This window comes from uncultured Photobacterium sp. (assembly GCF_947502415.1).
Taxonomy (GTDB): domain Bacteria; phylum Pseudomonadota; class Gammaproteobacteria; order Enterobacterales; family Vibrionaceae; genus Photobacterium.
Genome location: NZ_CANMZV010000026.1, coordinates 1 through 19650, shown reverse-complemented (window position 1 = coordinate 19650; position 19650 = coordinate 1). Strand labels below are relative to the sequence as shown.

14 protein-coding genes are annotated in these 19650 nt (G+C 44.8%); 9 read left to right on the top strand and 5 right to left on the bottom strand.

From position 1 onward, the window contains the following. Positions 1–163: 163 nt before the first annotated feature. Together Q0852_RS20275 and Q0852_RS20270 are read right to left on the bottom strand one after the other, a co-directional pair. Positions 164–2119 (bottom strand): methyl-accepting chemotaxis protein, encoded by a 1956-nt coding sequence (locus tag Q0852_RS20275; protein WP_299021364.1) that lies wholly within the window; start codon positions 2117–2119, stop codon positions 164–166. 313 nt (positions 2120–2432) lie between these two features. Continuing rightward, positions 2433–4382, bottom strand: a complete 1950-nt coding sequence (locus tag Q0852_RS20270; protein ID WP_299021362.1) for a methyl-accepting chemotaxis protein — start codon at positions 4380–4382, stop codon at positions 2433–2435. A 671-nt stretch (positions 4383–5053) separates the two neighbouring features. On the opposite strand from Q0852_RS20270, the gene Q0852_RS20265 reads away from it, so the two are divergent. Together Q0852_RS20265 and Q0852_RS20260 are read left to right on the top strand one after the other, a co-directional pair. Beyond that, positions 5054–6409, top strand: a complete 1356-nt coding sequence (locus Q0852_RS20265; protein ID WP_299021360.1) for a M20 family metallopeptidase — start codon at positions 5054–5056, stop codon at positions 6407–6409. Then, positions 6406–7887, top strand: coding sequence for a YfcC family protein (locus Q0852_RS20260; protein ID WP_299021358.1), 1482 nt, complete (start codon positions 6406–6408; stop codon positions 7885–7887). The genes Q0852_RS20265 and Q0852_RS20260 overlap by 4 nt, the downstream gene beginning before the upstream one ends. Before the next feature lie 164 nt (positions 7888–8051). Here the strand turns inward: Q0852_RS20260 and Q0852_RS20255 are convergent, their stop codons facing one another. Continuing rightward, positions 8052–9749 carry an ABC transporter substrate-binding protein gene (locus tag Q0852_RS20255; protein ID WP_299021356.1) on the bottom strand — a complete coding sequence of 566 codons (1698 nt, stop codon included), beginning with the start codon at positions 9747–9749 and terminating at the stop codon, positions 8052–8054. A 314-nt stretch (positions 9750–10063) separates the two neighbouring features. Between Q0852_RS20255 and Q0852_RS20250 the strand changes: the two genes are divergently transcribed. The 4 genes from Q0852_RS20250 (at position 10064) to Q0852_RS20235 (ending at position 13265) form a co-directional block, all read left to right on the top strand. After that, positions 10064–10834, top strand: coding sequence for an ABC transporter ATP-binding protein (locus Q0852_RS20250; protein ID WP_299021354.1), 771 nt, complete (start codon positions 10064–10066; stop codon positions 10832–10834). Positions 10835–10919: 85 nt separating this feature from the next. Then, the gene (locus Q0852_RS20245) at positions 10920–11696 is read left to right on the top strand and encodes an ABC transporter substrate-binding protein (RefSeq protein ID WP_299021352.1); all 777 of its coding nucleotides are present in this window, start codon (positions 10920–10922) and stop codon (positions 11694–11696) included. 147 nt (positions 11697–11843) lie between these two features. Then, positions 11844–12584 (top strand): ABC transporter permease, encoded by a 741-nt coding sequence (locus Q0852_RS20240; protein ID WP_299021349.1) that lies wholly within the window; start codon positions 11844–11846, stop codon positions 12582–12584. Between the two features lie 3 nt (positions 12585–12587). Next, the gene (locus Q0852_RS20235; RefSeq protein ID WP_299021346.1) at positions 12588–13265 is read left to right on the top strand and encodes an ABC transporter permease; all 678 of its coding nucleotides are present in this window, start codon (positions 12588–12590) and stop codon (positions 13263–13265) included. Between the two features lie 90 nt (positions 13266–13355). On the opposite strand, the gene xthA is transcribed toward Q0852_RS20235, so the two are convergent. After that, positions 13356–14162 (bottom strand): exodeoxyribonuclease III, encoded by an 807-nt coding sequence (xthA, locus tag Q0852_RS20230; RefSeq protein WP_299021344.1) that lies wholly within the window; start codon positions 14160–14162, stop codon positions 13356–13358. 171 nt (positions 14163–14333) lie between these two features. On the opposite strand from xthA, the gene Q0852_RS20225 reads away from it, so the two are divergent. The 3 genes from Q0852_RS20225 (at position 14334) to Q0852_RS20215 (ending at position 17663) form a co-directional block, all read left to right on the top strand. Next, positions 14334–15314: a LysR family transcriptional regulator gene (locus Q0852_RS20225; protein ID WP_367278174.1), complete on the top strand. Its 981-nt coding sequence runs from the start codon at positions 14334–14336 to the stop codon at positions 15312–15314. A gap of 205 nt (positions 15315–15519) precedes the next feature. Next, entirely contained in the window at positions 15520–16581 is a 1062-nt protein-coding gene (locus Q0852_RS20220) for an alanine racemase (RefSeq protein WP_299021341.1), read from the top strand. A 128-nt stretch (positions 16582–16709) separates the two neighbouring features. Further along, entirely contained in the window at positions 16710–17663 is a 954-nt protein-coding gene (locus Q0852_RS20215; protein WP_299021339.1) for a glutathione S-transferase family protein, read from the top strand. Here Q0852_RS20215 and Q0852_RS20210 read toward each other — a convergent pair. Continuing rightward, positions 17660–19384 (bottom strand): response regulator, encoded by a 1725-nt coding sequence (locus Q0852_RS20210; protein WP_299021338.1) that lies wholly within the window; start codon positions 19382–19384, stop codon positions 17660–17662. The genes Q0852_RS20215 and Q0852_RS20210 overlap by 4 nt on opposite strands. Positions 19385–19650 lie beyond the last annotated feature (266 nt).

The window sequence follows — 19650 nt, the reverse complement described above, 5'->3', positions numbered from 1 at the left end:
TCTCGTCAGGAGTGTTGAGTGGCGCGAAGTATACCTAATTCAGGCGATGAAACCCAATTGTGACAGAAGTATCAAATTAGATATTAGAAGTGTGAGGATTACTGGTTTCCCTGTGGAGAGAGAATGGTAATAAGGAGCTGGCATCCTTATTACCATTCTTATATTAAACGTGCTGTGCGACCTGGAATTCGCCCAGACGTTCTTTTTGATCTTCCGCTAGGCGTGACAAGTGATTGCTGGCTTCGGCTGTTTGGCTGATACCCGCTACGTTCTGGTTAATGATATCGTTGATGTTGTTAATGCTTTCGGTGATATCAACAATGGCCCGGCTTTGCTCGTCGACAGAGGTTGTCACATCACTGTTGACCTGACTGATTTGCTCAAGTGCCTGACTGATGGAGTCAATTTGCTTGCTGGTCTGCTCGGTGATTTCATTGTTGCTATTAACTTTATCTAAGCTGCTGTTTACTGAGTCAACAACGGCTGCAGATTTTTGTTGTAACTGTTCGATAATGCTTTGGATTTGTTGGGTTGAATCCTGGGTTTTAGCTGCCAATACCCGCACTTCATCGGCAACAACGGCAAAGCCACGGCCACTGGCTCCGGCACGGGCAGCTTCGATGGCCGCGTTCAGCGCCAGCAAGTTGGTCTGCTCGGAAATGCTGTCGATCACAGTGATCACTTCACTAATCCGGATACTTTGCTCATTCAGATCAGTTACCTGGCTAGAGGTGTCGTTCAGTTGGTCGGCAAGATCCTGGGTAAGGTAACGTGCTTGCTTGGCAATGATTGTACTTTCTGAGCCTAAAGTCAGTGCTTGCTGAGCTGTCTCATCGGCTGTTTTGGCATAGCCGTCTACTTGAGTCGCTGCTGCTGAAAGTTCGGTAACAGCGGCTGCTATTTGCTCGACTTGCTGCTGTTGATCTCGGCCGTTGACTTCGCTTTGAGTCATAACGGCTGCAAGTTCGGTTGATGAGGCGGCTACTTCGTCACTGACACCACGCAGGGCACGGATAGTGTGGCCTAACTGGGCAATCGCATCATCCAGGCTGGCACCGAGCATACCGATTTCATTCTTACCGTTAATGTTGGTTTGCTGATCTAATTTACCGTTGGCCAGATCACGCACCGCTAGGTATAGGGTACGCAGGATTTGGTTGATAGCGTTTGCCAGTAGTACGCTTATGGTAATTGAAAGCAAGATGGCTACAGCACTGGCGGTCATCTGGCTGGTAGTAACTGAGCTCAATAGCGAGTCAGTGGTTTTTGACAGCTCTTCTGTGTTAGCTCTGGATTGTTCCGCTAATGCGTTAATTAATTTGGTGTTGTTATTTGCCAAATCAATCATGTTCTTGACGGTATTGCCCTTATCATTTTGTAGGCGAATGATGGTTAGTAGTTGCTGCTCCCAAAGCTGTACATCGGTGAATAGTATTTTAGTTTCCGGCCACTGTTTGAAAGGCTGGAGCAGTTTAAGCATCGAGCGAGTATGTTTCAGTGCTTCTTGAGTGGACTCTTTGCTTTGATCTTTAACCCCTTCGGCAATGTTGTACATCATCAGGCCGGCGATATCTGACATTTGGGCGATGTCTTTATTCCATAAGGCCAGATCAGTAGCGCTTCTGTCTCGGGTAACCCGGACATCAGCTTCGTTCAGTACTGTAGAGATCCAGCTGGTTTCATCGTAAATCTTTCTGATTGCACGGCGTTGCTGTCTTAGTTGTTCAGAACCTGCTGTATATTGCTGGAAATTATCAATGAACTGCTCCAGTGACTGGCGGGTTTCAGGTGTAAGGGCAGTATTACCGCTGGTTCGTAATTTATTGTAATTGCTCTTTATTGTCGCCAAATTGTTGTTATTAGTTTGTACCATAGCATCAAGGTGCTGGTAGAAACCCAGCGCATAGATCCCGCGCATTCGGCTGGCATCAAACAAGTTTTGAAACTGATTGATTTGACTGTTAAAGGCGATGTTGTCATAGACTTTATCGCTGTTGTTATCCACTTCACTTAGCAAGCTCTGACTAATAATGATCGTAATGACAAAGCACAAAATTGCGAATGCAGAAGATAAAGAAAGCAGTATACGTAATGGTATATTTTTGATGGTGTTTAACATGAAAATTGCAGCTTAATTGTGTGGATTTTATGGGAAATCCCTTATGGGAATAACATATTGAACACGGGAATAATGAACGGGTTGTAATGTGTTGTGTTTTATATTTTCCTGTTCGAACAGTAGTGTATTGCCATAGATATGTATTGTAAATACATTAACTTGCATTTGAGTGGTGGATAATTGAGTGAACAGGTTGATTTGCGGGCGGGATGGCAGGGGTGAGGTGGAAAAGCGTTCAGTGTGGGAGGTATTGGTTGAGGGAATAGCAAAAAAGGAAGTGGCATATTTGCCACTTCCTGAGTTGATGTTGTGTTTATTGGCCTATCCGGAATTCACCCAGTCGGTTTCTCTGATCTTCAGCCAGCTGAGATAGGTGACTGCTGGCTTCGGCACTTTGGCTAATGCCTGTCACGTTCTGGCTGATGATATCGTTAATGTTGTTGATGTTCTGGGTAATATCTACGATAGCACGGCTTTGCTCTTCTACTGAGGCCGTTACATCACCATTAACCTGGCTGATATCTTCCAGCGCACGGCTGATTGATTCGATCTGATTGTTGGCCTGCTCGGCAATTTCGTTGTTGCTGTTAACTTTTTCCAGACTATTGTTCACTGCATCAACAACCGCTGAGGATTTTTGCTGTAGCTGTTCGATAATAGTCTGGATTTGTTGGGTTGAATCTTGAGTTTTGGCTGCCAGTACGCGAACTTCGTCAGCTACAACGGCAAAACCTCGGCCGCTCTCACCTGCACGTGCAGCTTCAATTGCGGCGTTTAGTGCCAGCAGGTTGGTTTGTTCAGAGATGCTATCAATCACAGTGATTACTTCACTGATTTTGATGCTCTGTTCATTAAGATCAATCACCTGGCTTGAGGTGTCGTTTAGCTGCTCTGCCAGTTCCTGAGTTAGCTGTCGGGAGTGCTGGGAAATAGCGGTACTTTCTTCACCTAATTCCAGTGCCTGCTGGGCTCTTTCATCAGCCGTTTTGGCATAGCCATCCACCTGACTTGCTGCTGCCGATAGTTCGGTAACAGCTGTCGTGATTTGTTCTACCTGTTGCTGTTGTTCGCGTCCGTTGACTTCACTTTGAGTCATTACGGCGGCAAGTTCGGTTGATGAGGCCGCAACTTCATCACCTAAGCCACGCAGGGCACGGATAGTTTGAGCTAGCTGCGTAATTGCTTCATCCAGGCTGGCACCCAATAGGCCAATTTCATTGTTGCCTTCGATGTTTGAACGAATATCCAGTTTGCCTTCAGCCAAATCTTTAACCGTTTGGTAAAGTGTGCTCATAATTCCGCTGATAGCATTTGATAGCAGAATACTGATCGACAAGGCTAGTATGGTGGCAACAACCGTTGCAATTAACTGGCTGCTAGTTACTGACTGGAGTAAATTTGTAGTTGTATTAGACAGAACCTCGGTCTTTTTATTTGATGCCTGAGACAGTTTAGTAATGATTTGAGTGTTGGTATTACCCAAATCAATCATATGCTTAACTGTTGCTTTCTTTTCTTTCTGCAGCTGGATAATTTGTTTGATCTGCTGCTCCCAAAGGCGCGTATTATTTACCAGATTTTTGCTTTCTGACCAATTATTAAATGGTTTTAGTTGGGTAAGCAGAGATTGGATGTGATCCAGAGTGATTTTTGTATCTTCCTGGCTCTGGCCTTTAACACCGACTGCAATGTGGTAGAGCATCAGGCCGGAGGTGTCAGCCATTTGCGAAATTTCTGTATTCCACTTGGCCAGGTCTTCAGCATTTCTGTTTTGAGTAACAAGCGTATCAGCTTCTTTTACATCAGTTGTAATCCAGCTGGTTGCATCGTATGTTTTTCTGATTTTTATGCGTTGTTCGCGCATATCTTCAGAGGCTTTCACATACAGTTTGTAATTATTAACAAATGTTTCGAGAGAACGTTTTACTCCTGGTGTAACGGCATCATTATCCTGCTGCATCAAGGAATTGAAGCTACGCTGAATTTGAGCAAGGTTTTCTTTATTGGAGCTTACCATTTTGTCCAGACGGTCATAAAAACCAAGCGCATAGATTGAGTTCATACGGCTCACATCCTGCAAGTCCTGGAACTCTTTCATTACGCTATTAAATTCAATGAAATCATTGACAACGTCAGTATTATCTTCAACCTCTGAAATTAGATTCTGGCTGAATATAATTGTAATAATGAAACATAGCACAGCAAAAGCTGAGGATAACGAAAGCAGTATTCGCAGTGGTAGATTCTTAATTGTATTTAGCATGACTTTTCAACGTAATTATTGGCGCATGAACGAAGATGGCATATTTATTGTGATTAGTGCAGTTGCATATTTTAATATGCTTGCCACACATAAACTGTTCGCGATGGGTATTATATGTTCAATGGATGAAACTTAATAGAGGAAATATATCTATATTTCTAAGTTGAAGCTAAAAATAAAATACAGCCAACCTCATTTGGTGAAGTAAATGGTAATATTTCTTCATGAGCTGAGATAAAACATTTCAATTAAGTTTATTGAGGTATTTACTCTAATTGTTATTATTGCACTTGTTTTATAGTGTCAGGTTTCAAGTTAATTTGAATTGTTCGAGGAGGTATTTATAAAAAATAATTGTCACCTTATTACTTTGAAATATTATTCTATTTAATAGCGTACTTATGCTTTGTTTTTTTATGGGTTCATATGCCATCTGCGCGCCTGTAACAGATAGCTAAGAAATAATAATTGTCGAGTTTTTGACCGTCATCCCACCTTGAAATTAGATCAAGTGAAAGTAGTCACAGTTCAAAATGTTGCTCTAGAGCAGAATGAATTGGTCAGACGAGAGGCTGCGAGGCATTTATTCTGATATTTAATAACTATTTATCAGTTTAGTCTGAGGTTGTAATTAAAATCAGACTAAATTGGATGGTAATAAGAGGGATACGATGAAAGCAACAATAGCATCAAAAATAAACGCAATGCGTGATGACTATATTGCCGCAGTGAAGCGTTTAGTGGCTATACCTAGCGTCTATGAAGATGATGATACTGATCGGCCGTTTGGTAAGTCGATTGATGATTGCCTGACGGAGACATTGAAACTTTGTCATGAATTGGGTTTTGCCGTTTATAAAGATCATGAAGGTTATTACGGCTATGCCGAAATAGGTGATGGCGATCAGATGATTGGTGTGCTCGGTCACCTGGATGTGGTTCCTACCGGTGAGCTTTCGGCATGGGATTCAGAGCCATTTGTACCGGAAATTCGTGACGGTAGGTTGTATGGTCGAGGTACACAGGATGATAAAGGCCCCACATTGGCGGCAATGTTTGCTGTTAAGGCGTTGATCGACAGTGGTGTAACACTGAATAAGCGGATCCGTTTTATTTTCGGCACTGATGAGGAAACCTTGTGGCGTTGTATCGACCGCTATTTGGAAAAAGAAGAAGTTCCTCAGTGCGGATTTACCCCTGATGCTGCCTTCCCGCTGATCCATGCTGAAAAAATGCTGATCCAATCCTGGATTCATGGGCCGGGAGATGACTTACTGCCGTTGGACTGTGGCGGTGCCTTGAATGCGGTACCTGAGCTGGCGAAATATGAAGGATCGTTATGGGAAGAGCTGGCTGCGAAATTGGATGAGTTGGGCTTTGATTTTACGGCTGAAGATGCTGAGGTCACGGTCTTTGGTAAAGCGGCTCACTCTGCGGCTTCAGATATCAAGGGCGTTAATGCCATTGCGCGTTTGTGTATCGCCCTGCGCCAGCTGGGTGTGACTCACCCTGCGGTCTGCTTTGTTGCTGAGCAGATTGGTGAAGATGCTAATGCGAAAGAAATTTTTGGTCCGGTGGAAGATGTTAGTGGCCGACTGACTTTCAATGTGGCTCAGCTTGAGGTTAACGAGTTGCGCAGCAAGCTTGGAGTCGATATCCGAGTGCCTGTCACTTTTAGCAAAGAAGATTTTGATAACGATATTCTGGCGGTTTGCGAGCAGTATGACCTCCAGTATGAAGAGTTTGATGTGTTGCCATCACTGTATATGCCGGCAGAGAGTCCGGTCATTCAGACTTTGATGGCGTCCTATCAGGAAATAAGTGGTGATCTGGAAAGTCAGCCTATGACATCCGGGGGCGCAACTTATGCGCGGGCTATCCCTAATTGTGTTGCTTATGGGGCTATTTTTCCCGGTCGTGAGAAAGTGGAGCACATGCCAAATGAGTATTTGATCATTGATGACATGCTCAAAGCGATGAATGTGTATGCGAATGCGATTTATCAATTGCAGGGAGTAGAGCTATGACGACAGCAACAGAGGCTGGCAAAATGAAAAAATCATTCAAAATGCCAACGGTTTACACCATCCTGTTTATCATCATTGCCCTGGTGGCATTGCTGACCTGGATAATGCCCGCCGGTAAGTATGACTATATTGTTAACGGAACGGATCAAGTGATCCCGGCTGCCGAAGTATTGGATTATGCCGGCGGTGAACGGCTGTTACCCATTCCGGGCTCTTATCAAGAATTGGAATCTTCACCACAAGGGGTGATTGATGTGCTGATGGCACCAATCAAAGGCTTCCACAGGGCGGTGGATGTTGCACTGTTTGTACTGGTGATTGGTGGCTTTTTGGCTGTTACCATGCGTACCGGCGCGATGGACTCCGGGGTTGCGGCGATAGTCCGTAAGTTCCATGGTCGTGAGCAGATGATGATCCCGGTACTGATCACTCTGTTTGCACTCGGTGGTTCGACTTACGGGATGGCGGAAGAAACCGTTGCTTTCTGGGCGGTGATCCTGCCGGTTATGGCAGCCGCTGGCTATGACCGTATGGTTGCGGCGGGGATTATTCTGCTCGGTTCCGGTGTCGGTGTGCTGGCATCCACGGTTAACCCGTTTGCAACCGGTATTGCATCCGGCTTTGCCGGTCTGCCAATCGGTGAAGGTATCGGACTGCGAGTGATCCAGTTGACGGTATTGGTTGTGATGGCTTCTTGGTTCGTCATGCGTTACGCATCGAAAGTCAAAGCCGATAAGTCACACTCTGTGTTGGCAGATATTGAGTTTGATGATGAGTTCTCTCATGTCAAAGAAGATGATGGTGAATTCACGGGTAAACAGAAGCTGACCATGGGCGTGTTCTTTGGTGCATTCCTGGTGATGATCTACGGTGTTATTCCATGGGAAGACATGGGGATCACGGCGATCCCAACCCTGTGGTGGTGGTTTGATGAACTGTCTACGTTGTTCCTGACCGCAGCCATCGTGATTGCTGTTATTAACCGGATGTCTGAAGGGGACTTCATCAAAACCTTCATGGAAGGTGCCAAAGACCTGATTGGTGTTGCGCTGGTGGTGGCGGTTGCCCGTGGTATTTACGTGGTAATGGATAACGGTGTCATCATCGATACTATCCTGAACTGGGCTGAAGGCGTGGTAACAGGCTTGTCATCGGGTGTCTTTGTGGTAGTGACTTACTTTGTTCACATTGTTTTGAGCTTCTTCATTCCGTCGACATCTGGCCTGGCAACGGTTTCTATGCCGCTGATGGCTCCTTTGGCAGATTTTTCCGGTATCGGTCGTGACTTGATCATTACGGCTTATCAGTCAGCAAGTGGTTGGATCAATATTTTTGCACCGACTGCCGGTCACCTGGTGGCTGGTCTGGCACTGGCTAAGATCCCTTATGAGCGTTTCCTTAAGTGGGTAATGCCATTTGTGATCATGGTGTTGGTCGCAACCATTATTATCTTGTTTGCTGGTGCGGCAATGATGTAACTACTAGGGCTGAGTTTCGCAATAGAGTTGCAATCTCTATGTCCTGCTAAAGTACAACAAGGCGAGTGAAGATAGTTTATTTCACTCGCCTTGCTATTTTCCTTAATCTCAAAAATCGATTCTTGAAATTTACCTCTTCCTTTTGTCCTTCTTCCTCTGTCTTTCTAACTTTTCGGCCTTAATGTCAGTACATGCAGCAGGCGCTCTGGTGTTTGCGGCCAGACCAGCGGACTGGCGTCCGGGTTCTCTTTGTCGAACCAGCCGGTAAAGCGCTGTGTGTTGTATTGGTAAAATTGTACGGTGTTATATAGCGGCACAGTGACTTGCTTTCTGGCGATAATGTTGTTGAGCTCATGAATAATGGCTAGACGTTTACGAGCGTTGGAGACTGTCGGGAACTGGGCCAGCAGGGTATCGACACGCGGATTGCGGTAGAAGTGCATAGCGTAGCGCGGGTATTGCGGCGCTTGATATAGGCTGTTAAAGGCCGTGTCAAAATATTTAAATGGTGTCAGTCCTTGCGGGTAGTTGGTAATGGCCGACATATAGTCGCCATTGGTTAGCCGTTCGGCAAATTCGCTAAACTCTGTTTGCTGTGGACGGATCCTGATACCAATGTCACCGAGCATCTCTGCAAGTAATAAGGATGTGGTATTGAAATCAGACCAGCCTTTTGGCGTCAGAATCGTTAATTCCAGCTTTTTGCCGGATGGTAGTTCCCGCCAGCCATCACCATCGGTATCGATTATTTTCAGGTAATCCAGCTCTTCTTTTGCCAGCTCTGGATTGAAGGTCATATAAGGACGGTATTTTTCCGTCGCAACAGGATCGGCCCAGCGGCTGAACCGTTGGCTCATTCCTGAGGCAAAGGCTGAAGGTACGCCTTGGCCGAATGCTGCGATATCAATGAGTAACTGACGATCAACGGACATTGAGATCGCCCGGCGAAACCAGACTTGGCTGAAAATGGCCTTTACCTCGTGTTCGGGTACCTTGAAGTTAAACATCAGGCTGATAGTGCTAGCAGGTGGTAGCCAATAATTAAAATGGGGAGAGAGGGAGGGGTAGTGACGCTCGATATCCGGGATAAATGAGCCTGTCCAGTCGAATTCCCCTTTACTGACTCTGGCAATGAAATCATCGTTATTGGTTACTCTAGGATAGCGCAGGCAGTCGATGTGGCGCTGGTTTGCTTGCCAGTAAGTCGGATTTTTACATTGCAGATAACTATTTTCGTCCAGCTGTTCTATCTGAGTATAGGGGCCGGTGCCAATTGGAACGGCGTTAGCATAGCGAGCTGGGTCGGTGATTTTTTCCCATTGATGCTTGGGGACGATTGGCAGTAAAACTAAGGTGTAGGCAATAAGAGCATTCGGTTTGGTGAGTTGAAAATAGACTTCATTAGGCTGACGAAGGTGGATGCTGTTTATCCACTGGTTTATGCCATGTGAGTCAAGTTCTGGATACTTTTGTGCTAGGTAAAAAGAAAATATGACATCTTCAGCAGTGAATGGTTTTCCATCTGACCAACTGACATTTTCTCGCAGGGTAAAACTGATCCCTTTGAGATCTTTGTCTATCCTGTAGTGGGTAGCAAGCCGATACTCTGGCTTGTTGTTTTGCAGGCTGTTGAAAATGATCAGAGGCTCAAAGATGAACTCATGTGTTGTTGGCATGCTTGATTTTGAGTACGGATTAAAATTAGCTGTAACTGTATCTTTATATTCCGGTACAAGGGTAAGAATGCTTCTGTTTTCTTGTTCAGGTGACGCTGCACTCAAGTAACAAGAAAAGATGGCAAAACCAATAACTAATAGCTTACAAGCTTGACGAGATACAGCATAAAAATTGGTTTGAAACATTGGTCAATCCATATGACGTACATTAAGGCAATTTTGTCGCATTAAGCTACCTCATGTCTTTGTTGTTGGCAAATTAGTTAATGTCGCTGATTTGTGAGTATTTATTCATCACTATCAGCTATTGATTCTACTGTGTTTCAGGTTAACAAAATGTTGTCAATTATTGTATGTGGTGATACTTTCGGTGAGGAGCTCGGAAAATAGACAATATCGCTATCTGTTGTTGAGAGACAATATTGGCTGAAACAGCGGTGATACCCCATATTGTTGACGGGCTTATTTTTTGATTCACGGAGCAACAGGAGTTGGCGCGCATGGCAGAACAAGTGGCGCTTGATGTAAAGGATCTGCATAAGTCTTTTGGTCAGAATGAAGTCCTTAAGGGAATTTCACTGACAGCTCATCGTGGTGATGTTATTTCGATTATTGGCTCTTCCGGTTCAGGAAAGAGTACGTTTCTACGTTGTATCAATTTGCTGGAAATACCGACTCAGGGTGAAATTTGGGTGAACGGGGAATTGATCAAGATGAAAACCAATCGCCGGGGTGAATTTTTGCCTGTGGACGAAAAGCAGGTACAGCGTATTCGATCCCGGCTGGCAATGGTTTTCCAGGGTTTTAATCTTTGGTCGCATATGACGGTTCTCGGCAATGTGATTGAAGCGCCAATTCATGTGTTGGGCGTACCACGAGCTGAAGCGATCGAGAAAGCCGAGGAATTATTAAAGAAAGTCGGCTTGTATGAACGTCGTAATTACTATCCTGGTCATCTCTCTGGCGGTCAGCAACAGCGGGCTGCGATTGCCAGGGCGTTGGCGGTTGACCCGGAAGTGATGCTGTTTGATGAGCCGACTTCGGCGCTTGATCCGGAATTGGTAGGTGAAGTGCTGGGGGTCATGCAGGATTTGGCTCAGGAAGGAAGAACGATGCTGGTGGTGACCCATGAAATGGCATTCGCCCGTGATGTGTCAAACCAGGTGATGTTTTTGCATCAGGGTTTGGTCGAGGAGCAAGGGTGTCCCAGCAAGTTATTCACTAATCCGGAATCAGAAAGATTGCAGCAGTTTATTTCATCGATTTACTAAACTCAGAGATCAGGATTTCAATTACTGCACTGGCTAATGTTTGGGGACATGCTGGTGCGGTAGACAAACACAACAGGAGTAGATAATGAAAAAATGGATTTTTGCTGCGGCTGTAGTTTCAACTTTGGCTGCAACATCGGTACAGGCCAAAGAATGGAAAGTTGTACGTTTTGGTATTGAAGGTGCTTATCCTCCATTTAGCTGGACAGAGCCAAGTGGTGAGCTGAAGGGGTTTGATGTCGATATGGCAAATGCCCTATGTAAAGAGTTACAGGTTAAATGCAAGATTGTCGCTCAGGACTGGGACGGTATTATCCCTTCACTACTGGCGCGTAAGTATGATGCCATTATCGCTGCCATGTCGATTACCGATGAACGAAAAAAGAAAATCGACTTTACGGGCAAATATGCCCTGATCCCAAATAAGTTTGTTGCCAAGAAGGGGACTCAGCTTGAGTTCACTAAAGCTGGCCTGAAAGGGGTAAAAGTGGGTGTTCAGCGTGCAACAACCCACGATAAATATCTGACAGATAACTACGGTGATTCGGTATCTATTGTTCGTTATGGTTCTTTTGATGATGCCTACCTGGATCTCAAAGCCGGGCGAATTGTTACTATTTTGGGCGATGCCTCGGCACTTGAGGAAGGCTTGCTGAACAAGAAAGGTGGAGATGGCTATGAGTTTATCGGCCCGTCACTGACAGACCCTCAATGGTTCGGGGACGGTTTCGGCATTGCCGTTCGCAAGCAGGATAAAGATCTGACTAAGAAGCTTGATGCGGCAATCAAGTCACTGCGTGAGAAAGGGATCTATCAGGAAATTGCAGCCCGATACTTTGCTTATGATGTTTATGGTGAGTAATTCCCTTCCTCGAAGAGCTGGGGCCTAATTTAGCAGGCCCCTGGCTAAGAGGGCGGACCTGTAGATATTTGAAGGCAATAAATAAAGGCTTTGCATGCTTTTGCCCCGGGATTCGCTCTTACCTTTGTAATTTGACGGAGTATTCCCTTGATTGATTTAAAAGGATATGAGTGGTCGCTGGCTGAAGGAGCATGGGTGACCCTTCAGGTTGCTTTGCTATCACTGGTGCTGGCTATGATCCTGGGGATGTTGGGAGCGCTGGCAAAGTTATCTCCCTATCGCTGGGCCAGGGCTATTGCCACTCTCTATACCACAGTGATCCGTGGCATTCCTGATCTGGTATTGATGATGCTGATTTTTTTCGGTGGGCAGATGCTGCTTAATGACAGCCTTTACCGGATTAATGAATGGCTTAACGAGTATTTCTTATCTTCTGATCCTAACCATGAATGGATTGCTTATCTGCCGGACTATATCGAAATAAGTCCGTTCATCGCCGGTATTTTAACGATTGGGTTTATTTTTGGTGCTTATATGGCGGAAACGTTTCGCGGGGCGATCCTGGCGGTTGATAAAGGTGAGCTGGAGGCCGGCAAGGCTTACGGTATGAGCAGCTTTCTTTCTTTTCGCCGTATTCTGTTGCCACAGATGATCCGCCATGCCCTGCCTGGTTTCGGTAACAACTGGCTGGTACTGCTTAAAACGACGGCTTTGGTTTCGATTATTGGCTTAGATGATATGGTACGTAAGGGCGCGCTGGCGGCTGGTACCACGCAGATGCCATTTACGTTTTATATGACGGTGGCTGTCATATTCCTGTTATTTACATCACTTTCAACATCCGCATTGAAATGGGTAGAGCGTAAATTCAGTATTCATACGAGGTAGATAATGGACTTTAGTATTCTTGGTGAAAGCTGGCCGCTTTATCTGGAAGGTTTTTATACCACAGTATGGATGGTATTTGTTGCTCTGATTATCGGCCTAGTGATTGCGATACCGATTGGCATTGCCAGAAATAGCCAGTTTCCGCTTTTTTTCGGGCCTGCGTGGGCGTTTATTTACTTTTTCCGCGGTACACCACTGCTGATCCAACTGTATTTGATTTATTACGGGCTTAGTCAGATGATTTCGGTTCAGGGAACGCTATGGCAGGAGGCCTGGTTCTGTGCCCTGGTGGCTTTTGTCCTGAATACGGCGGCGTATACTGCTGAAATTATTCGTGGTGCAATTAACAGTATGCCGAAAGGTGAAATTGAAGCTGCCACGGCTTATGGTATGAGTTCCGCTCAGGCATTTCGCCGGGTGATATTGCCAAGCTCACTGCGCCGAGCACTGCCGGCATACAGTAATGAAGTTATTTTCATGTTGCATGGTTCGGCTGTTGCCGGGATTGTTACCATCGTTGATTTGACGGGAGCTGCCCGAATCGTCAACTCACGTTATTACGCGCCGTTCGAATCGTTCTTGTTTGCCGGTTTATGTTATATGGCCCTGACATTTGTCATTATTTGGTGCTTTCGCAAACTGGAAAGCCGTTGGATGAGGCACCTAAGGCCATTGAGTTGATAAGGGCTATATAAATAGTTTGGAAATAAAGTGATTAGATATAAAAACGCCGGCATTGGTTGCAACGCCGGCGTTTTTTATTGGAGCCGTTTATTTGAATGTCGACCAGATCGGCGCGTGATCCGATGGTTTTTCAATTCCGCGTAGCTCGTAGTCAATGCCCGCTTCAATGCAACGTTCAGCCAGTGATGGCGTTGCCAGTACAACGTCAATGCGAAGGCCGCGGTTGTCAACAAAGCCTTTTGAGCGATAGTCAAACCAAGAGAACTGGTCATCCGCGTCAGGATGCAATTGGCGGAAGGTATCAACAAACCCCCAATCAAGCAGGTTTTTCAACCATTCGCGTTCAATTGGCTGGAAAGAACATTTTCCTGTTTTCAGCCAGCGTTTGGCATTCGCCGGGCCGATACCGATATCTAGATCAATCGGGCTGATGTTGATATCGCCCATAATAATGACTTCTTCTTCATTATTGTGGTGGGTATCCAGGTAAGCCATCAAATCGGCATAGAACTTTTCTTTAGCCGGGAATTTGGTTTCATGGCTGATGTTGTCACCCTGCGGGAAATAGCCATTGAGAATGGTGGTTTTCTTGCCATTTTCTGACTCGAACGTTGCCATGATCATGCGGCGCTGGGCATCTTCATCGTCGGTTGGAAACCCTTTACGAATTTCGACTGGTTCATGCTTACAAAGCATGGCTACGCCGTAGTGCGCTTTTTGTCCATGGTGGTAAACCTTGTACCCCATGGCTTCAATATCTTCCAGAGGAAAGGCTTCGTCATGTACCTTAATTTCCTGTAGGCCGATCACATCTGGTTGATGCTTATCGATAAGAGCTTGAAGCTGGTGGAGGCGGGCACGAAGGCCGTTAATGTTGAACGAGATGACTTTCATTATGTTTATTCCATGATTATCAGGCTGTCAACGTGCAGCTGCTGATTTTAGCATATTAAATGGGTTGCTGAAGCAGGGGAACTGTCGATTTTAATTTAAAAGTGATTACATTTTTTCACTTGTATTTTGAGAACAAGATCACGCTTTTATGGTATTCCTATATGTGATAATTTGTCCGATTCTCATCCAAAAAAATTAATAACAATGAAGCCAATAGATGATATTGATATCCGTCTGCTGAAGCTTTTTTTGGTGATTGCAGATAGCGGCGGTTTTTCTGCTGCGCAATACCAATTAAATATGCATCAATCCAGTATTAGTAAAAAAATGAGTGACTTGGAAACCCGTCTTGGTATGACATTATGCCAACGCGGAAGAGGAGGGTTTCATTTAACTAATGATGGTCTGAAAGTTTATGAGATAAGTAAAGAGCTATTCCTGCATATTAACGATTTTCAGGAAAAGATTAATGATATTCGTACAGTTTCAAGCGGAAGCATTAATCTTGGCTTAACAGATAATTTAGCGACCAATAGAGATTGTCATATTCAAAGTGCAATTAGTACTTTTTGTCGGACATATTCGAAAGTCAACATCAATACCAAAATATATGACACTTCTTTAATAGAAAAGAATTTACTAGAGAACAATTTGGATATTGGTGTGACTTCTCCGGAAGTCTTTAAAAATGGCCTGCAATATATCTATCTGTTTAATGAGCAACAGTTTTTATATTGTTCGCCTTCGCATCCAATACTAGCAATAAAACGCACAGCTACTATTGATGATATTTTGAACCATCCTGTAGTGGATCGTGGGCTGGCGCATAACGTTACGCCATTGAGCTATGCAAATGATGACTTATATAAGTCGAAAACCACAAGCATGGAGGCAACGGCACATATGATCCTGTCCGGATATTTCATTGGTTATTTGCCTGAACACTATGCTCGGATTTGGGTCGATCGTGGAGAGATGGTGAAAATATCGACGGTAGATGGTTTGGAGTATAACCCTAATTTTTATCTGACCATGAATGATCAGAATGACCTATCTTGTGCCGCTAAAGCATTGGTGGCGGCTATCACTAATGCCCATGATATTAACGAAAATACCGATTTGGAATATTTATTAAACAAAGTTAGTGAATGATTGGTTTTCCTGTTTGGAATAAAGAAAGATTAAGCAAACTGCATTCGTTGGTGGAAAAATGAACGATTCAGGCCGGGGTTCGCTTTGTTGTTATGTGTTACTTAATTAAATGGTCAAGTAGATATCATAAAATAGCTATTTAAATATGAGACTAATCCTATATAAATACGCGCTCTTTCTTGTAGTACTTTAGTGGTTTTTTTATATGCAACACCCTTCCTTAACAATTAACCTTGGCATAATCGAAGAGAATACTCGTAAACTCGTTCGTCTTTGTAATCATAAAGGGGTTATTCCGGTCGGGATTTCCAGACTGGTGGAAGGTTCCGAGCCGATTGCTCGGGCAATGATGATTGGCGGTATTACCACCATTGGTGATACACAGGTAAAAAACCTGATGAAGCTGAAAGCTCTGCCAATCAGAAAAATGTTGTTAAGACGTCCTTTGATTACTGAAGTTGATGATGTTGTTCATCATGCAGATATCTCGCTGCATTCTGATCGAAAGGTACTTGAGGCGCTGTCACAGGCTGCTGTAAAGGCCAATAAACGCCATGAAGTTATCATTATGCATGACTTGGATGAGCCGTCTGATGAAGGGGTTGATAGTTCTCACACCGAAAGTTTGGCTGAATTGGTACTGGTATTGCCTGGCCTGACGTTTGTCGGTATTGGTAGCCATTTGGCATGTTATGGTGAGATTGAGTCGTCGACAGAATTATCTGTTGATGAAGAAGTACACGATGAATCGGCGAGCTATCACAAGCTTGAGGCAATTTCTGGAACAGGTATTGCCGGGATTGTATTGATGATGCCCAGAAAAGATGAGCCTCGCCTGAATCAGCTTCGTTTGGGGCGTTCGTTAATCATGGGGATTGGCTTAAGTGATACTTCGATACCGGGAATGCCGCAATCGGCAATGAAGTTGAAAGCTGGACTCGTTGAGGTAAAAGAAAAATCTTCTATTTTTGTTTATTCAGTCAATGCCGATTCGTGTAATGACGACCTCCAGTTTAATGACCGCGGAGTCCGGTTAAGGGCGCTTTGCGCGATTGGCAAGCAACATGTTGATGTTAGCCAGCTAACCCCGGCTGATGATGGTGTGATGATCATTGGTGCCACGCAAAATGCCTTGATCCTTGATATCACTGACGCAAATTCCTGTTATCAGGTTGGTGATACACTTAGTTTCTACTTGTCTTATAATGGTGTGCTGCAGTGCATGGCTAATGAATCTGTGTCCAAGCAGTATTATTTTTCTTCATGAGTGTGGTGGTCGCTAGTGTGGCCGGTTTATTCAGAAACTTCGAATAACATCATCAATCCTATCGTGCCGACCTCTATTGTTGCCTCTCGTATACTCAAGTCAAATTACTGAGTAACAGAGAGGCGGCGATGGGTAAGTTAGTTAATGGTGTGTGGCATGATGTCTGGTATGAAACCCATTCAAAAGGCGGAGAGTTTGTACGGGAAGATGCGGGATTTCGTCATTGGCTGACGGCTGATGGCAGTGCCGGTCCACAAGGACAGCCAGGCTTTAAGGCCGAATCAGGCCGATACCATCTTTATGTTTCACTGGCGTGCCCATGGGCGCATCGGACCATGATATTCCGTCAGCTGAAGGGCTTAGCATCTCATATTGGTGTTAGCATTGTCAGTGCGGAGATGGGGGAAAAGGGCTGGGTATTCAGTGAGCCGGAACCTAATTATGGCTTTCGTTTTATGCATCAGCTATATACTAAGGCTAAGCCCGATTATACCGGGCGAGTGACCGTTCCCGTTCTGTGGGACACCCTGACCCATACGATTGTCAGCAATGAATCATCTGAAATTATTCGCATGCTTAATGCTGCTTTTAATGATCTGACAGGGAATGAGGATGATTATTACCCCGAGTCATTGCGACGTTCAATTGATACTTGGAATGATTTTATTTACCCGAGTATTAATAATGGAGTTTATCGCTGCGGTTTTGCAACTACTCAGCAAGCTTATGAAGTAGCTTTCTATCAACTGTTTGCCGCGCTGGATAAACTTGAATCCCACCTAGAAGATAGCCGTTATTTGGTTGGAAATACCCTGACAGAAGCTGATTGGCGATTATTTACCACTCTGGTTCGTTTTGATGCTGTCTATGTCGGTCACTTCAAATGTAACCTGAAACGGATCGCCGATTACCCTAATATCCAGGGGTACCTCAAAGAGCTATATCAATATCCGGGAATTGCGGAAACTGTCGATTTTGATCATATCAAGCGTCATTACTATTTCAGTCACACTATGATTAATCCTACTGGTATCGTACCTGTCGGACCGATGCTGGATCTGACATCACCACACGGTCGCTAGGCAGCCCGGTTATTACCGATCTGCAGGTAGCGGGTTGTTTTTCGCTGGTAAGTCACAGCCATCTGTACTTGCTGTGGTGAAGAAGTGTTTGCTGTTGCCATCGTTGACAGCAATTGGTCTCGCCAAAGGGCGAGATCTTCCGGTAGCGGCATGGAAGAGATTGCCTGTAGGCTCAGGCGGGTTTGGCTTGGCTCAAAAACATGTAATTGGTTGAGGCATTGAAGCCGGCCCAAGTGCGCTTCCGTACAGTATGGGTAATCAATCAGTATTTGCTCATAGAGAGCCAGTGCTTCCTCTGGGCGATTGGCTAATAATGGATAGCAATGGGCCAATACTGTTTCAAGGTTTTTGACTGATTGAATGAGAGCCTCATTTTGCTTCAGTGCATCCAGGCGGTTTTGGCTGTGGTCGTCGAAGCTGTCTCTTAGCTTTAGGGCACGGTTAATCTCCCCGATGATTTTGGTTTCACCAAGGTTAATTAAGGTGGGAAGGACATCAGCCAGGATAACCGAAGGTAATTTATTAATGATGTCGAAGTAGGGTGATAATCCTAACATCAGTCGGCGTTTGGCTTTGAGCGGTTGCTCTTCGGCAAGAGAGAGGCGTGCCATAGTTATGTGCCCAAAGCAGTCAAGGAATGGCTGCTGGTGGGGTAACAGTCTGGAAAATGCTCGCTGGTGAATGGCTTTCAGCTCTTGTCTTAGCCGCTTGCGGCGACTTGAATACGATTGAAGGAAATATACCTGTTCAAAGATAGCGGTAAATTCAGCAAACCGGATCAGCCAGCTAATATCGATGATAGGCAGCCTTGCCGCAAGGGTTTTGCCTGCGGCAATGACGTTATCACTTTTGTCGAGATTGGCTGCAAGTTGTGCGACTTTCAAGGCTCGATGGCTGATGCTGGGGGTAAATTGTAAAGCTGTTTCAGCTGTTACTAGGGCTTCATGATATTGTTTTTTTTCTTCCAGAAAGTTGGATAAGTAGTCGTAAGCATCAATATTGAGCGGAGAGTGTTGAATGAGTTGTTGAAGCATCGCAATAGCTTCGGCGTGCTTGCCTTTGTGGTGAGCGATTCTTGCCTTAATAAGGCTGACTTTGTGAGTTGGATTTTCCTTTATTAAGATGTTGGTGAATCGTTCGGCTTGTTCCCATTCCCCTTTTTCTATGAGCAAATCCAGTAGTAGCTCTTCTATCCGGTGGTTATGCCCCTGTTGCCTTAGTTTTTGTTTGCACAGGTCTATGGCGGGTTGGATTCCGTGAATGTTGAGTGTGTCGTAGATGGGTTTGCGTTGTTGGCTGGCGATTCGAGCATCGGTAAACTTTTTTTCTAGAACCGATAAGGTGACGGGTTTGGTTATGAAACTATCGGGTTCTACGGCCATTGAAGTCAGGATCACTTCCGTTGACGAATCTCCGGAAATCATAATAACTCCACAGCTTGCGGAAACATATTTTCGACGGCGCAAAAGGCAAAGAAGTTCAAAGCCGTTGAGTGTATTGTCCAGGTGATAATCAACTAACAAGAAATCGTAGTGCTTAATTTTACAGCGCTCAATGGCATCCTGATAACTTAGTGTGGTGTCGATATTTTTCATTCCAAGTTTTTGCATCATGCTATAAAGCATTAAGGCGGCACTTCGCTGGTCATCAACAATCAGTAGTTTTAGTTTACTGAAATTAATCTCAGTCTGAGCCTGATGGGTATTGGCAGAAGGGGGCATTCGACATCCTTGTATTTATACATGATATGCATCTGGTTTTATTGTAGTTTCTTTTACTTGAATGCGAAATCTCATTTTAAAGACAGGTTTTAATTTTGTTGAATGGTCTGTCTTTTTTGCGAAGGAGAGGGGAATAGCAGAAAGAAGAGATAAAGAAAAAGCCAGCTGCTTTCGCAACTGGCTTGAATGATGGTGGAGGGGGAAGGATTCGAACCTTCGAAGGCGGAGCCGTCAGATTTACAGTCTGATCCCTTTGGCCACTCGGG

Excerpts from the sequence above, each read along its gene's own strand:
- Q0852_RS20255 (WP_299021356.1), bottom strand. The coding sequence starts at position 9,749 with ATGTTTCAAACCAATTTTTATGCTGTATCTCGTCAAGCTTGTAAGCTA.
- Q0852_RS20260 (WP_299021358.1), top strand. The coding sequence starts at position 6,406 with ATGACGACAGCAACAGAGGCTGGCAAAATGAAAAAATCATTCAAAATG.
- Q0852_RS20245 (WP_299021352.1), top strand. The coding sequence starts at position 10,920 with ATGAAAAAATGGATTTTTGCTGCGGCTGTAGTTTCAACTTTGGCTGCA.
- Q0852_RS20270 (WP_299021362.1), bottom strand. The coding sequence starts at position 4,382 with ATGCTAAATACAATTAAGAATCTACCACTGCGAATACTGCTTTCGTTA.
- Q0852_RS20275 (WP_299021364.1), bottom strand. The coding sequence starts at position 2,119 with ATGTTAAACACCATCAAAAATATACCATTACGTATACTGCTTTCTTTA.
- Q0852_RS20215 (WP_299021339.1), top strand. The coding sequence starts at position 16,710 with ATGGGTAAGTTAGTTAATGGTGTGTGGCATGATGTCTGGTATGAAACC.
- Q0852_RS20235 (WP_299021346.1), top strand. The coding sequence starts at position 12,588 with ATGGACTTTAGTATTCTTGGTGAAAGCTGGCCGCTTTATCTGGAAGGT.
- xthA (WP_299021344.1), bottom strand. The coding sequence starts at position 14,162 with ATGAAAGTCATCTCGTTCAACATTAACGGCCTTCGTGCCCGCCTCCAC.
- Q0852_RS20265 (WP_299021360.1), top strand. The coding sequence starts at position 5,054 with ATGAAAGCAACAATAGCATCAAAAATAAACGCAATGCGTGATGACTAT.
- Q0852_RS20220 (WP_299021341.1), top strand. The coding sequence starts at position 15,520 with ATGCAACACCCTTCCTTAACAATTAACCTTGGCATAATCGAAGAGAAT.
- Q0852_RS20250 (WP_299021354.1), top strand. The coding sequence starts at position 10,064 with ATGGCAGAACAAGTGGCGCTTGATGTAAAGGATCTGCATAAGTCTTTT.
- Q0852_RS20210 (WP_299021338.1), bottom strand. The coding sequence starts at position 19,384 with ATGCCCCCTTCTGCCAATACCCATCAGGCTCAGACTGAGATTAATTTC.